The organism is Streptomyces sp. G5(2025) (genome assembly GCF_049542075.1).
Taxonomy (GTDB): Bacteria; Actinomycetota; Actinomycetes; order Streptomycetales; family Streptomycetaceae; genus Streptomyces.
This window is the reverse complement of sequence record NZ_JBMUZT010000002.1, coordinates 814,986-828,235: the sequence shown is the minus strand read 5'-3', so window position 1 is coordinate 828,235 and position 13,250 is coordinate 814,986. Positions and strand designations below refer to the sequence as shown.

Below are 13,250 nucleotides of genomic sequence, written 5' to 3'. Positions count from 1 at the left end.
GCAGTCATGGCCGAGGCCTACATCGTCGAAGCGGTCCGCAGCCCCGTCGGCCGGCGCAAGGGGGGCCTCTGCGGGGTCCACCCCGCCGACCTGGGCGCCCACGTACTGAAGGCGGTGGTCGAGCGCACCGGCATCGACCCCGCCGCCGTGGAGGACGTCGTCTTCGGCTGTCTGGACACGGTCGGCCCGCAGGCCGGGGACATCGCCCGCACCAGCTGGCTCGCGGCCGGGCTCCCCGAAGAGGTGCCCGGCGTGACGATCGACCGGCAGTGCGGATCGTCCCAGCAGGCCGTGCACTTCGCGGCGCAGGGCGTCCTGTCCGGCACCCAGGACCTCGTTGTCGCGGGCGGCACGCAGAACATGTCGATGATCCCCATCGCCTTCGCGTCCCGGCAGGCCGCCGAACCGCTCGGCCTCACCGAAGGCCCGTACGCGGGCAGCGAGGGCTGGCGCGCCCGCTACGGCGACCGGCCCGTGAACCAGTTCCACGGCGCCCAGATGATCGCCGCCAAGTGGAACATCTCCCGCCGTGACATGGAGGAGTTCGCGCTCTGCTCCCACCAACGCGCCGTGCGCGCCATCGACGAGGGCCGCTTCGACCGCGAAGTCGTCGCGTACGGCGACGTGACCACCGATGAGGGCCCGCGGCGCGACACGACCCTGGAGAAGATGGCGGGCCTCGAACCCGTCCTGGCGGACGGCACGATCACTGCCGCCTGCTCGTCCCAGGTCTCGGACGGCGCCGCCGCCCTGCTCATCGCGAGCGAACGGGCCGTACGGGAACACGGTTTGACGCCCCGCGCACGAGTCCATCATCTCTCCGTGCGTGGCGAGGACCCCATCCGTATGCTTTCCGCGCCCATCCCCGCCACCGCGTACGCCCTCAAGAAGAGCGGCATGCGGATCGGCGACATCGATCTCGTCGAGATCAACGAAGCGTTCGCTCCAGTCGTCCTCGCCTGGCTGAAGGAGACCGGCGCGGACCCGGAAAAGGTCAATGTCAACGGCGGTGCGATCGCGCTCGGTCACCCCCTTGGCGCGACCGGAGTGAAGCTCATGACGACGCTCCTGCACGAACTGGAGCGCACGGGCGGCCGGTTCGGCCTCCAGACGATGTGCGAGGGCGGCGGCCAGGCGAACGTGACGATCATCGAACGCCTCTGAGCCGTCGGCGCGCCAATCTGAGCCGTCGCCGCGCGAATCCCCCTCCGCGTCCATGAAACGGACCCTCCCTCACCCCTTGCGGGAGTACCTGCGCCGACAGCGCTCCACAGCGGCCCCGACCCGGCTAGTCTCGACTTCTGTACGTCGATTGAGCGACCCCGGGAGGTAGCGCGATGACGCAGGGACGGCCCGGAGGGGCCGCCTGGGCCCCGCTGTGGGAGCGCGACGCCGAACTCGCCGCGGCGACCCAGTCCGTCGAGGAGCTCTGCGCGGACGCCATGAGCGTGGGCGGCCTGCTCGTCTTCAGCGGCGAGGCCGGCATCGGCAAGACCGCGCTGCTCGCGGAGGTGCGCCGCATCGCGGAGGCACGCGGCGCCACGGTCTGGTACGCACGGGGCGGCGAGGCCGTCACCTCCGTCCCCTTCAACGTCGTACGCCAACTCCTGCAGCCCGCACTCATCTCGCTGACGCCCGAAGAGGCACGTGAATATCTCGGCGACTGGTACGACATCGCGGGCCCGGCCCTCGGCATAGTCCCGCCCGGGGAACGGCAGGCCGACCCCCAGGGCGTCTGCGACGGCCTCGTCGAAGCGGTCTCCCGGCTGGCGCAGCGCACATGGCCGCTGGTCCTGCTCATCGACGACGCGCACTGGGCCGACCAGGAGACGCTGCACTGGCTGGCCGCCTTCGCCCGCCGCCTGGACGAGCTGTCCGTGCTCGTCGTGATCGCCCACCGACCGGGCGACGCCGAGGGAGACAGCGCACGCCACCTGGCGTCGGTCGCCGCGTCGGCCCGCTCCTTCGCCACGCTGCACGCGCTCACCCCGGACGCCGCCGCGGGCCTGACCCGCGCCACGCTCGGCGAGCACGCCGACGCCCCGTTCTGCCGCGAGGTGTGGGCGGTCACCGGCGGCAACCCCTACGAATCGGTCGAACTGCTCGCCAAGGTGCAGGACAGCGACCTCGAACCGGTGGAGAGCTCGGCGGACGCCCTGCGCGCCCTCAACCGCACGGCCAAGGGCCACGGCCTCATCGCCCGCCTCGAAGACCTCGGCACCGACGCCACCCGCTTCGCCTGGGCCGCCGCCATCCTCGGCTCCGCCATCTCCCTGGACATGGCCGCCAGGCTCGCCGTGATGCCCCGCACCGCCGCCGAGCGCTGCGCGGAACAGCTCTGCACCGCGCGCATCCTGCTCCTTGACGACGACGGCCTGGAGTTCGTCCACCCGCAGATCGAGAGCACGATCTACCGCTCCATCCCGTCGGCCACCCGCACCGCCATGCACGGCGTGGCCGCCGCCGTCCTCACACAGGAGGGCCGTGGCGCCGCGGCCGCCTCCCGGCACCTCCTGGAAGTGCACCCCGAGGACGACCCCGAAATGGTCGAGCAGTTGCGCCAGGCCGCGGCCGAACACCTCGCGGTCGGCGCCCCCGACGCGGCCCGCCGCTGCCTGGAGCGGGCACTGCGGGAGCCACCGCTGCCCGAGATCCACGCCCGCGTGCTCTACGAACTGGGCTGCGCCACGCTGCTCACCTCACCCTCCACCACCATCCGGCACCTGCGCGAGGCGCTCTCCATGCGAGGCCTCGACCAGGAGCTGCGCGTCGACGCGGTCTGCCGGCTCTCCCAGGCCTTCGTCCACAACGACCAGCTGGAGGAGGGCCTGCGGGCCATCGCCGAGGAGGCGGCACGGCTCGCACAAGGACCCGCGCTGCTGCGCCTCCAGGCCGTGCACTACATGTGGGAGGGCATCCACGCGGGCGAGGAGGACTCACCGGCACGGTCACGGCGGCTGGCCGACCTCGCCGGCCCGCTCACCGGCCGGGACAACTCCGAGCGCGCCCTGCTGATCCTGCGCGCCTTCGACGCCATGACCCGCGGTGAGAACGCCGAACTGGTCGTCGAACTCTGCGACCGCGCCCTCGTCAACGGCCGCCTCGCGCCGGGACTCGGCTGGACCGACACGGAGTGGAGCTTCGAGCTGCGCCTGATGCTCGGCGGTTCCTACGCCTTCTCCGACCGGCTCGACCGCGCGGAGAGCCTGTTCACCGAGGCCGTGCGCGTGTACGAGACGGCGGGCTGGAGCGGCGGTCACCTCGCCCTCGCACACGCCTTCCTCGGCTACGTGTACCGCAGGCGCGGACGGCTGATCGACGCCGAGCACTCCCTGCGCGAGAGCCTGCGCCTCGCCGACCGCGTCGGTAAGGGCCTGCCCATGCACTGGGAGGCGGCCAGCATGCTCATCGACACGCTCCTGGCGCGCGGGCACATCGGCGAGGCGGGCGCCATCGCCGACCGCTACGGCTTCGCGCCGCCCTCCGCCTCCACGATCTACGTCCCGGACGCCATGTGCGTACGCGGCAGGCTGCTGCTCGCCCTCGGCCGCACGGACGAGGGGCTGCACGAACTGGAGGCGACGGCGAAGGCATTGACGGCGCGTGGCCAGTACAACACCGTGCTCGCGCCGTGGGCGTACGACCTCGCCCGCGCCCTGGCCCACGAGGACCCGAAGCGGGCCGCGCACCTCGTCTCCGATGCCCGTATGCAGGCCGAGCGGTTCGGCACGGACACCGCGATCGGCGAGGCCCTGCGGTGTGAGGCCGCCCTGGAGACGGGCCCGCGCTCCATCGCCCTCTACCGTCAGGCGGCCACCTACCTGGAGGCGTCGCCCTGCGCGTACGAACACGCGGTGGCCCGAGTCGAGTACGGCATCGCCGCGGACGCCGTGCCGGAACTCGAACGCGGCCTGACCCTGGCACGCACGTGCGGAGCCGACGGCCTCGCCGAGCGGGCACTCGCGCACCTGGCCCGCCGCGGAGGCTGACCCCGGCCTCCGGGACCGAACCTCATCGCTCCTCACCCCACTCAGCCCTTCGCCCTCATCCCTTCACCCCCTGGTTCCCCAACCGCCCCATCACTTCCCTCGCCTCCACCATCACCCGCTCCACCAAGTCCGCGCACGACGGCAAGTCCTCGATCACCCCGGCTATCTGGCCCGACGCCATCACCCCCGCGTCCGGGCGGCCGTCGACCATCGCCGACTTGAGCAGCATCGGTGTGTTCGCCGCCAGCAGGAGCTGACTCCACGTCAGGTCCTTGCCGTGCTTCATCGCCAGGCCGTCGCGCGCCAGCTGGGCCCAGCCCAGACCGGACAGCTCGCGGAACGCCGCCGCGTGCCGTACCGCCCGGGCCAGGGACGCGAGGCGGCCCGACTTCTCCAGGGCGGCCACCAGCTCCGTGCGCAGCATCCGGTGCGGAAGGCCGTCCACGCGCGTGGTGACCGTGACGTCCTTGACGGAGGCCGCCAGATAGCGCGCCTTGACCGCGTCCGGCACCGTCGAGTCCGAGGTGAGCAGGAAACGCGTGCCCATGGCGACACCCGCCGCGCCATAGGCGAGCGCGGCGACCAGGCCGCGCCCGTCGCAGAACCCGCCCGCCGCGACCACCGGGATGTCCACCGCGTCGACGACCTGCGGCAGCAGGACCGTCGTGGCCACCTCACCCGTGTGACCGCCGCCCTCGCCGCCCTGTACGACGACCGCGTCCGCGCCCCACGCGGCGACCTTCTCGGCATGCCGCCGCGCGCCGATCGAGGGGATCACCACCACCCCTGCGTCCTTGAGCTCGGCGATGAGCTCCCTGGACGGCGCCAGCGCGAAGGAGGCCACGCGCACGCCCTCCTCGACGATGACTTTGACACGCTCCCGCGCATCGCCCGCGTCGGCCCGCAGATTGACCCCGAACGGCGCGTCCGTACGGGACTTCACCTCGCGCACGGCCGACCGCAGCCGCTCGACCGTCATCGTCGCGGAGGCCAGGATGCCGAGCGCCCCGGCGTTCGCCGTCGCCGACACCAGACGGGGGCCCGCCACCCAGCCCATGCCGGTCTGCACGATCGGATGCCGCACCCCGACCAGCTTCGTCAACGGTGTCTCGATGACGGGCACCGCCGCCGTCACGCGCGCACCTCGTGCTCCCGCAGGCCCTGCGGGTCGACCACCTCGCGGATCAACCGCAGCTCCTCGTCCGTCGGCTCACGGGTGTACGGAAGGCTGCCGTCCGGTACGGCGGCGAGCGCGAAACCCGTGGCCTGCCGCACCTGCGCGAGCGTCACCCCCGGATGCAGGGACACCGCCCGCATCGCGTGATCGGGCGTCGCGAAGTCGAAGACGCCGAGGTCGGAGACGACGCGGCGCAGATCGTGGAACCGGGTCGCGGAGGGCCCCGCGGCGGCCGCGCTGTCGTACCCGACGCCGCTGATCATGTCGACCTTCTCGACGAAGACACGTGTCGAGTGCCTCGGGATCCAGTAGCTCACGGGGTTGTTGATGGTGTTGGCCGGGGCGCCGCGCACGCCGAGCAGCTGCCGTCGCGGACGCGCCCAGTCACCGATGCATGAGATGTTCTGATTCCCGAACCGGTCGATCTGGCTCGCGCCCATCATCACGTGCCGCCGCCCGCCCATGACCATGGTCAGATGCTTGCGGTACGGCAGCCAGCCCTCGGTCACGCCCGACGCGGCGCCGAGCGCGGGGACGTCACCGATGAGCAGCGCCTCGCCGTCCGTGAGCAGCAGGTCGGGGAGAAGGTCAGCTTGGCGAGGCGCGCGCCGATGGACGGGATCGTGCCCATGGGGGACGCGAGGATCTCGCCGTTGTCCCGCCACGCCTCGGCACAGGCGATGACGCAGTACTCGGCGCGGGTGACGGCCCGCTCGGCGGCCGGGGTCATCGCTGCTCCTTGTGCCAGGCCTGGACGGCCAGGTGGTAGTCCCGCTCGGTGCCGGCGAGGAAGCGGGCGCGGAAGGCCGCCCAGGCCTCCGGGTCCGCCGCGGCGTCGGCGTACGCCTTCTGGAAGGGCTCGTCGCGGCCGTAGTCGGGCACGCAGGACGTGAAGTGAGCGCCCCTGGGCGTCTCGGCCACGCCCGTCACCGTGTGCCGGGAGACCAGCAGGGACTGCGGCGCCGCGTGTTCGCTGAGCCGCCCGGAGTCGACGACCTGCTCACAGGAGACGTACGCGGTGTCGGAGGCCTCGCAGAACAGGTCGTCGAAGTAGGGGTCGGGGCCCAGATACCGGGCGTTGCCGAACCGGTCGGCGCGGTTCATGTGCACCAGCGCCGCGTCCATTCGCAGGGCGGGCACCGCGACCAGCTCCTCCCCGTCGTCGTACGGCGAAGTGACCGTACGCAGCTGGGGGTTGACCCGCAGCACGTCGGAACCCAGGCCCGCGCGGATCGGCAGGAACGGCAGGCGCTGGGCGCCCGCGGTGAGGCCCTGCATGAACATCGCCTCGTCCAGCTCGACGAGTTCGAAGGCGCCACGCTCGCGTGCCGCGCGGAAGTGCGGCTCCAGCGGGATCGAGTCGAGCGTCGTGAACGCCGTGACCAGCTTGCGGATGCGGCCCGCGGCGGCGAGCAGGCCGATGTCCGGGCCGCCGTAGGAGACGACGGTCAGGTCCGTGACGTCGGACCGCAGCAGCGCGCGCACCAAGGCCATCGGCTTGCGGCGCGAGCCCCAGCCGCCGATGCCCAGCGTCATCCCGCTCTCCAGACGCCCCACGATCTCGTCGGGCGTCATGACCTTTCCGGCCCTGTGGTCCGGGCCCCGCCTGTCGCTCATGTCCCGCCTTCCTCCCGCCTCGTCCCGAAGTCCTCACGGATGCGGTCGGCCAGGCCGCTGAGATTCGCCTCGAAGGTGAAGCCCTGCTCGAAGCGGTAGCTGCGGTGCACGTCGACCGGGTCGATGCCGTTGATGGACGCCTTCGCGAAACGCAGCAGTGTGCCGTCCTTTCGGGCGATCTCCCTCGCCAACTCCAGCGCCGCCTCGTGCAGTTCGGAGCGCGGGACGACCTGCCACACGGAGCCGTGGGCGTGCAGCTCGGCGGCTGTCACCGTGCGTGAGGTGTAGTACAGCGCGCGCATCAGGTGCTGCGGCACCAGGCGGGCCAGGTGGGTGGCGGCCCCCAGCGCGCCCCGGTCCAGCTCGGGCAGGCCGAACGTGGCGTCCTCGCTCGCCACGATCGCGTCCGCGTTGCCCACCAGGCCTATCCCGCCGCCCAGGCAGAAACCCTGCACGGCCGCGACGACCGGCACCTCGCAGTCGTACACCGCCGAGAACGCCGCGTGGCAGCCGCGGTTGGCGCCGATCAGCGCGGTGTGACCGCTGTCGCGCCGCATCTCCTTGATGTCCACCCCGGCGTTGAATCCCCGCCCCTCGGCGGCCAGCACCACGCAGCGCGTGGCGGGGTCGCGGCCGGCGGTACGCACGGCGTCCGCCAGGTCGTACCACCCCCGCACCGGAAGGGCGTTGACGGGTGGGTAGTCGACGGTGACGACGGCCACGCCCTGCGTGGGCTCCGGGACGGAGGTGGAGACAGACATCAGAGGATCCGCTACCTTTCGACCACACGCCTTCAACCAAACATTTGTTAGTTGGAAAGGTAGCAGCGATGACTGACACCCGACAGGTGGCCGTCGTCACCGGCGGCACCCGCGGCGTCGGCGCCGGGATCGCCCGCGGTTTCCTCGCCGCCGGCGCCCACGTCGTCGTCTGCGCCCGCAGGCCCCCCGACGCGCCGGTCGAAGTGGCGGGCTCCGCGGCGGAGTTCCGGCCACTTGACCTGCGCGACGCACAGGCCACACACGCCTTCTTCCGCCAAGTCGCCGCCGACCACGGCTCGGTGGACGCCCTCGTGAACAACGCGGGCGGCACGCCGTACGGCCTCCTCGCCGGGACCGCGCCCGCCCGCCAGGCGAAGATCGTCGAACTGAACCTTCTCGCCCCGCTCTACGCCTCGCTCGCCGCGTACGACGTGATGCGCGCCCAGCGGTCGGGCGGCAGCATCACGATGATCGGCAGCGTCAGCGGCACCCGGCCCTCACCCGGCAGCGGGGCGTACGGAGCGGCCAAGGCCGGTCTGGAGAACCTCGCGCGGACCATGGCCGTCGAATGGGCCCCGGCCGTGCGCGTCAACACGGTCGTCCTCGGCCTCGCCCGCACCGAGAGCGCCCACCTCCACTACGGCGACGAAGAGGGCGTCGCGCAGGTCGCCGCCACCGTGCCGCTCGGCCGCCTCGCCGACCCCGCGGACGTCGGTGACGCCTGCGTCTTCCTCGCCTCCGACCGCGCCCGGTACATCAGCGGCGCCGCCCTCCACCTGCACGGCGGCGGCGAACGCCCCGCCTTCCTGGACGCCGCCCCGGTCAACCACTGAACGCGAAGGAGTTGCCGCATGACCTCATCCGCCGCATCCGGAATCTGCGCGGGCCGCGTCGTGATCGTCACGGGCGCGGGCCGTGGGCTCGGCCGCACCCACGCGCGCGCGTACGCCGCCGAAGGCGCCTCCGTCGTCGTCAACGACCTCGGCGTGGGACCCGACGGCTCCGACGACCCAGGGGGATCCGGAGGGTCCGGTGGTCCGGCACACGCCGTCGTCGAGGAGATCCGCGCCGCGGGCGGCGACGCCGTCGCGCACGGCGGTGACATCGCGACGCCCGAGGGCGCCGCCTCGCTGGTGCGGACCGCCCTCGACACCTACGGGCGCCTCGACACCCTCGTCAACAACGCGGGCTTCCTGCGCGACCGCATGCTGGTCAACCTCGACGAGGACGACTGGGACGCGGTCATGCGGGTCCACCTCAAGGGGCACTTCCTCCCCTTGAAGCACGCGGCGGCCCACTGGAGGGCCGAGGCGAAGGCCGGGCGCGCGCCGCACGCGTGCGTGGTCAACACCAGCTCAGGGGCGGGCCTGCTGGGCAGCGTCGGACAGGGCAACTACAGCGCAGCCAAGGCCGGGATCCTCGGCCTCACCCTGGTCGCCGCCGCCGAACTGGCCGCCTACGGAGTACGCGTGAACGCGATCGCGCCCGCCGCCCGCACCCGCATGACCGAGCAGACGTTCGCCGACACCATGGCCGCCCCCGAGGACGGAGCCTTCGACGCGATGGCCCCGGAGAACGTGTCACCGCTCGTCGTCTGGCTCGGTTCCGCCGCCTCCGCCGGGGTCACCGGCCGTGTCTTCGAGGCGGAGGCGGGCCGCATCACCGTCATGGAGGGCTGGCACCCGGGACCGACCGCGGACAAGGGCGCCCGCTGGACCCCGGCCGAAGCGGGCGAGACGGCCCGCAAGCTCCTCACCGACGCCGAACCGCCCCGACCGGTCTACGGGGCGCGCTGACCAGGCCTCAGCCCCGCCCCTGCGCCCCTGATTCCTGTTCCTCCGCCAGCACGCGCTGAGCCACTCCGAACGCCGCGTTGGCCGCCGGTACACCGCAGTAGACCGCCGTCTGGAGCAGGACCGCGCCGATCTCCTCGGGCGTGAGGCCGTTGCGCCGGGCCGCACGGACGTGCAGGGCCAGCTCCGCCAGGTGGCCGTGGGCCACCAGAGCGGTCAGCGTGATCATGCTGCGTTCCCGGCGCGAGAGCGTGGGGTCGGTCCAGATCTCCCCCCACGCGTACCGGGAGATGAAGTCCTGGAAGCGCGCGGTGAACGGCGTGGTGGCGGCCTGCGCGCGGTCGACGTGCGCGTCCCCGAGCACCGCGCGGCGCACGGCCGTGCCACCGCTGGCCGTAGAAGACGCGAAGTGCGCGCGCAGCGCGGCGCTCACGGCGGCGGGGCGCTCCGCGGGCGCCAGATGCGAGGCGCCCGCGAGTTCCACGAGGGAGGCGCCCGCCACCGCGTCGGCGATCTCCCGGGCGTGGGCGGGCGGCGTCGCCGGGTCCTCGCGCCCGGCGAGCACCAGCGTGGGCGTGGCGACCGACGCCACGCCCTCCCGCAGGTCGTACGCGGCCAGGGCGTCGCAGCACGCCGCGTACGCGCCAGGATCGGCGGCCGCGTGGTCGGCCACCAGGGCGGGAACCGTGAACCCGGGCGTGAACCAGCGCCGCGGCGCCGACTGCGCGAGCGCGGCCAGGCCCTCGCGGCGCACGGTCGCGGCCCGCTCCCGCCAGGGATCCGCGCCGCCGAAGTGCAGCGACGTACAGATCGCGGCGAGGCACGTCACACGCTCCGGATGGTGGACCGCGAGGTGCAGTCCGACGGCGCCCCCGAGCGAGACACCCGCGTACGCGAAGCGGTCGATGCCAAGTGTGTCGGCGAGCGTAAGGACGAGTCCGGCGAGATCGGCGACCGTGGCGCCGGGCCCGATCAGGTCCGCGGGGGAGCGGCCGTGGCCGGGCAGATCCCAGCGCACGACGCGGTGGGCGGTGGCCAGTTCGGGCGCGACGGCGTCCCACAGGGCGGTCGACGTGCCGAGGGACGGGCCGAGGAGAAGCGGAGGAGCGTTGTCCGGCCCCTCGGAGGTGTGATGCGGCAGCCTGCCGGTCAGGTGGGTCGTCAACGTCGCTCCAGAGCGCGGTCGGTGAGGGTGCCGGCGGAGCCGGTGTAGCGGGTGGGGTCGGTGAGTTCGGAGAGGCCGACGGGATCACAGAGGGCGGCGAGGCCGGTGAGGGCGGCCCCCTCCGGGCCGGACTCCTCGGCCAGCACCTCCCCGAGGACCTCCGCGAGCGTGCGCCCCTCGGCGCGCGTACGCCGTGCCGCCTCACTCAGGAGCCGCTTCGCCCGGGCCCGGCCCAGCAGCGGGGCGAACGCGGCGACGAGCCGCTCGGACACGATCAACCCGCCGGTGAGCCCGAGGTGTCCCCGCATGATCTCCGGGTGGACCCGGAGCCCTTCGGTCATCTCCGCCGCGTCACGTGCGGCGCCACCGGCCAGGCGGAGCAGGTCGCGCAGCGGTTCCCACTCGGCGTGCCAGGCGCCCGCGGGCCGTTCGTCCTCGGCGGCGAGGGAACCGAGGAGGGTGGCCGCGAGGGCGGGCGCGCGGCGCGCGGCGGCGGTGATGAGGGTGGCGCGCACCGGGTTCGCCTTGTGGGGCATGGCGGACGAGCTCCCGCCGGAGCCTTCGGAGACCTCGCCGATCTCGGTCCGGGAGAGCGTCGCCACGTCCACCGCGGCCTTGCCGAGGGCCCCCGCCGTGAAGGCGAGGGCGGACGCGAGGTCGGCGACGGGCGTACGCAGGGTGTGCCAGGGCAGGAGCGGCTCGACGAGCGCCAGCTCGCGCGCGAAGGCCGCCACGAGCGCCCCGGGCCCTCCCGCGCGCCCCTCGCCCCGCACACCCGCCTCCCCGCCCCCGTACGCCTGGAACGCCGCCAACGTCCCGGCCGCCCCGCCCAGTTGCACGGGCAGCGCCACCCGTACCTCCGCGACCCGGTCCCGGGCGTCCAGCACCAGGGAGCGCCACCCCGCGGCCTTCAGCCCGAACGTCGTCGGTACCGCGTGCTGCGTCAGCGTGCGGCCCGGCAGCACGGTGTCCCGGTGCCGCGACGCGAGGCGGGCCAGAGCGCGTTCCGTGCGGGACAGGTCCGAGAGGAGCGGGTCCAGCGTGCGCGCGGCGACCAGCATCAGCGCGGTGTCGAGGATGTCCTGGCTCGTCGCGCCCCGGTGGACGTAGGGCGCCGCGTCGGCGGGCACCGCCGCCGTGAGGTCGGCCACCAAGGGGATCACCGGGTTGCCGCCCTCCCGCGCGCGGAGCGCGAGGCCGCGCGCGTCGAAGCGGGCCGCGTCCGAAGCCGCCCGCGTGACCGCCGAGGCGGCCTCCCGAGGGGCGAGGCCCACGGCCGCCTGGGCGCGGGTCAGCGCCGCCTCGGCGTCCAGCAGGGCCTGGAGGAAGGCGAGGTCGTCCGTCGCCTCCTCGGCGGCGGAACCCGCCCACCCGGGAGAGAACAGGCCGCTCACGGGAACTCCAGGAAGACCGTCTCGTCCGCCCCTTGGAGCCGGACGTCGAAGCGGTACGTGCGCGGCGCCTCGCTCCGGGCGATCAGCGTGGCGCGCCGGTCGGCGTCCAGGGAGCCGAGCAGCGCGTCGCCGGGCTCCTCCACCAGGTACGCGCGCGTGTAGAGGTGATGCAGCAGCCCGCGCGCGAAGACGGCGAGCGAGATGTACGAGACGCCGCCCGGCGGCAGCGTCCGCACCGCCCAGTGGCCGTCCGCGTCGGTCGGGATCCGGCCGAAGCCGGTGAACGCGACACCGTCGCGCCCGATGACCCGCCCCGTCACGGGGTCGTGCCGCAGCGATCCGGGCGCGCCCGTGCGCGAGCAGTCCGGAGCGGGCTGCCAGGTCTCGATCAGGGCGTCGGGGACGGGCTGCCCCGCGCCGTCGTACACGTACCCGTGCAGCGTGATGGTGTCCGGGTGGCCGAAGGGGGCGATGTCACCGCCGCGCGGGAAGGGCAGCGCGTAGCCGTAGAAGGGCCCGACGGTCTGGGAGGGCGTGGGGAGGGGCGTGGTGGCGGACGCGGGCATCAGCTGGGGTCGCCTTCTTCGAAGAGGGTCGCGGACGGGCCGTCCAGGACGATGTCCCAGCTATAGCCGAGCGACCACTCGGGGACGGACAGGGCGTGGTCGTAGGCGCACACGAGGCGTCGGCGCGCGGACTCGTCGGTCACCGAGCGCAGCACGGGGTCGTACGGGAGGAGCGGGTCCCCGGGGAAGTACATCTGGGTGACGAGGCGCTGGGTGAAGGCCGTACCGAAGAGCGAGAAGTGGAGGTGCGCCGGACGCCAGGCGTTGACGTGGTTGCGCCACGGATAGGCGCCCGGCTTGACGGTCGTGAAGGAGTACGTTCCTTCGTCGTCGGTCAGGCAGCGGCCGAAGCCCGTGAAGTTCGGGTCCAGGGGCGCCGGGTGCTGGTCCAGCTGGTGGGCGTACCGCCCGGAGGCGTTGGCCTGCCACAGCTCGACCAGCTGGCCGCGCACGGGCCGCCCCCGGCGGTCCAGGACCCGGCCGCTGACGGTGATGCGCTCACCGAGCGGCTCGCCCCGGTGCTGGCGCGTCAGGTCCCGGTCCAGGTCCGTGACGTCGGTGACGCCGAACGCGGGACCGGTCAGCTCCACCGCCTCGGGGTCGCGCAGCGGGACCAGCGGCTGCTTCGGGTGCCGGAAGTGGCTGCTGCGGTAGGGCGGGTAGTCGCGCGGCGGATGGTGCCCGCCGGCCGACGCCGCCTGCGCCTTCGCGACTTCGGCGTCTATCGCGTCCTGGCCGAGACCGTCGGGCAGCGGCTCGGCGGACGGGGACGAGGTCGTCGTGGTCAT

The 13,250-nt window shown here is 73.5% G+C and carries 11 protein-coding genes and 1 pseudogene; 4 read left to right on the top strand and 8 right to left on the bottom strand.

The features are described 5' to 3' along the window. Positions 1–6: 6 nt before the first annotated feature. The gene (locus ACOBQB_RS04080) at positions 7–1,164 is read left to right on the top strand and encodes an acetyl-CoA C-acetyltransferase (RefSeq protein ID WP_423588846.1); all 1,158 of its coding nucleotides are present in this window, start codon (positions 7–9) and stop codon (positions 1,162–1,164) included. Between the two features lie 173 nt (positions 1,165–1,337). After that, complete coding sequence (locus tag ACOBQB_RS04075; RefSeq protein ID WP_423588844.1) at positions 1,338–3,989, top strand: ATP-binding protein; 2,652 nt, start codon at positions 1,338–1,340, stop codon at positions 3,987–3,989. Between the two features lie 55 nt (positions 3,990–4,044). On the opposite strand, the gene ACOBQB_RS04070 is transcribed toward ACOBQB_RS04075, so the two are convergent. The 4 genes and pseudogenes from ACOBQB_RS04070 to ACOBQB_RS04055 all read right to left on the bottom strand — a co-directional run bounded on the left by ACOBQB_RS04070 (position 4,045) and on the right by ACOBQB_RS04055 (position 7,544). Then, entirely contained in the window at positions 4,045–5,103 is a 1,059-nt protein-coding gene (locus ACOBQB_RS04070; RefSeq protein WP_423590377.1) for an NAD(P)H-dependent flavin oxidoreductase, read from the bottom strand. Positions 5,104–5,120: 17 nt separating this feature from the next. Further along, a pseudogene (locus tag ACOBQB_RS04065) lies at positions 5,121–5,896 on the bottom strand (CoA-transferase subunit beta). Then, entirely contained in the window at positions 5,893–6,783 is an 891-nt protein-coding gene (locus ACOBQB_RS04060) for a CoA transferase subunit A (protein ID WP_423588843.1), read from the bottom strand. The pseudogene ACOBQB_RS04065 and the gene ACOBQB_RS04060 overlap by 4 nt, the downstream one beginning before the upstream one ends. After that, on the bottom strand, positions 6,780–7,544 hold the full coding sequence (locus ACOBQB_RS04055) for an enoyl-CoA hydratase family protein (RefSeq protein WP_423588841.1): 765 nt from the start codon (positions 7,542–7,544) through the stop codon (positions 6,780–6,782). The genes ACOBQB_RS04060 and ACOBQB_RS04055 overlap by 4 nt, the downstream gene beginning before the upstream one ends. A gap of 68 nt (positions 7,545–7,612) precedes the next feature. Here ACOBQB_RS04055 and ACOBQB_RS04050 point away from each other — a divergent pair, with 68 nt between their 5' ends. Both ACOBQB_RS04050 and ACOBQB_RS04045 read left to right on the top strand, forming a co-directional pair. After that, positions 7,613–8,377, top strand: a complete 765-nt coding sequence (locus tag ACOBQB_RS04050; protein ID WP_423588839.1) for an SDR family oxidoreductase — start codon at positions 7,613–7,615, stop codon at positions 8,375–8,377. Between the two features lie 18 nt (positions 8,378–8,395). After that, positions 8,396–9,340 carry an SDR family oxidoreductase gene (locus ACOBQB_RS04045; RefSeq protein WP_423588838.1) on the top strand — a complete coding sequence of 315 codons (945 nt, stop codon included), beginning with the start codon at positions 8,396–8,398 and terminating at the stop codon, positions 9,338–9,340. A 7-nt stretch (positions 9,341–9,347) separates the two neighbouring features. Here ACOBQB_RS04045 and pcaD read toward each other — a convergent pair whose 3' ends face one another. Genes pcaD through pcaH form a run of 4 tightly spaced genes read right to left on the bottom strand, consistent with a single transcriptional unit; the run spans position 9,348 to position 13,250 of the window. Continuing rightward, complete coding sequence (pcaD, locus tag ACOBQB_RS04040) at positions 9,348–10,502, bottom strand: 3-oxoadipate enol-lactonase (RefSeq protein WP_423588836.1); 1,155 nt, start codon at positions 10,500–10,502, stop codon at positions 9,348–9,350. Beyond that, positions 10,499–11,896 (bottom strand): 3-carboxy-cis,cis-muconate cycloisomerase, encoded by a 1,398-nt coding sequence (gene pcaB / locus ACOBQB_RS04035; protein WP_423588834.1) that lies wholly within the window; start codon positions 11,894–11,896, stop codon positions 10,499–10,501. Before pcaB ends, pcaD begins: the two co-directional genes overlap by 4 nt. Next, positions 11,893–12,462 carry a protocatechuate 3,4-dioxygenase subunit alpha gene (gene pcaG / locus ACOBQB_RS04030; RefSeq protein ID WP_423588832.1) on the bottom strand — a complete coding sequence of 190 codons (570 nt, stop codon included), beginning with the start codon at positions 12,460–12,462 and terminating at the stop codon, positions 11,893–11,895. Before pcaG ends, pcaB begins: the two co-directional genes overlap by 4 nt. Next, the gene (pcaH, locus tag ACOBQB_RS04025; RefSeq protein WP_423590376.1) at positions 12,462–13,250 is read right to left on the bottom strand and encodes a protocatechuate 3,4-dioxygenase subunit beta; all 789 of its coding nucleotides are present in this window, start codon (positions 13,248–13,250) and stop codon (positions 12,462–12,464) included. Before pcaH ends, pcaG begins: the two co-directional genes overlap by 1 nt.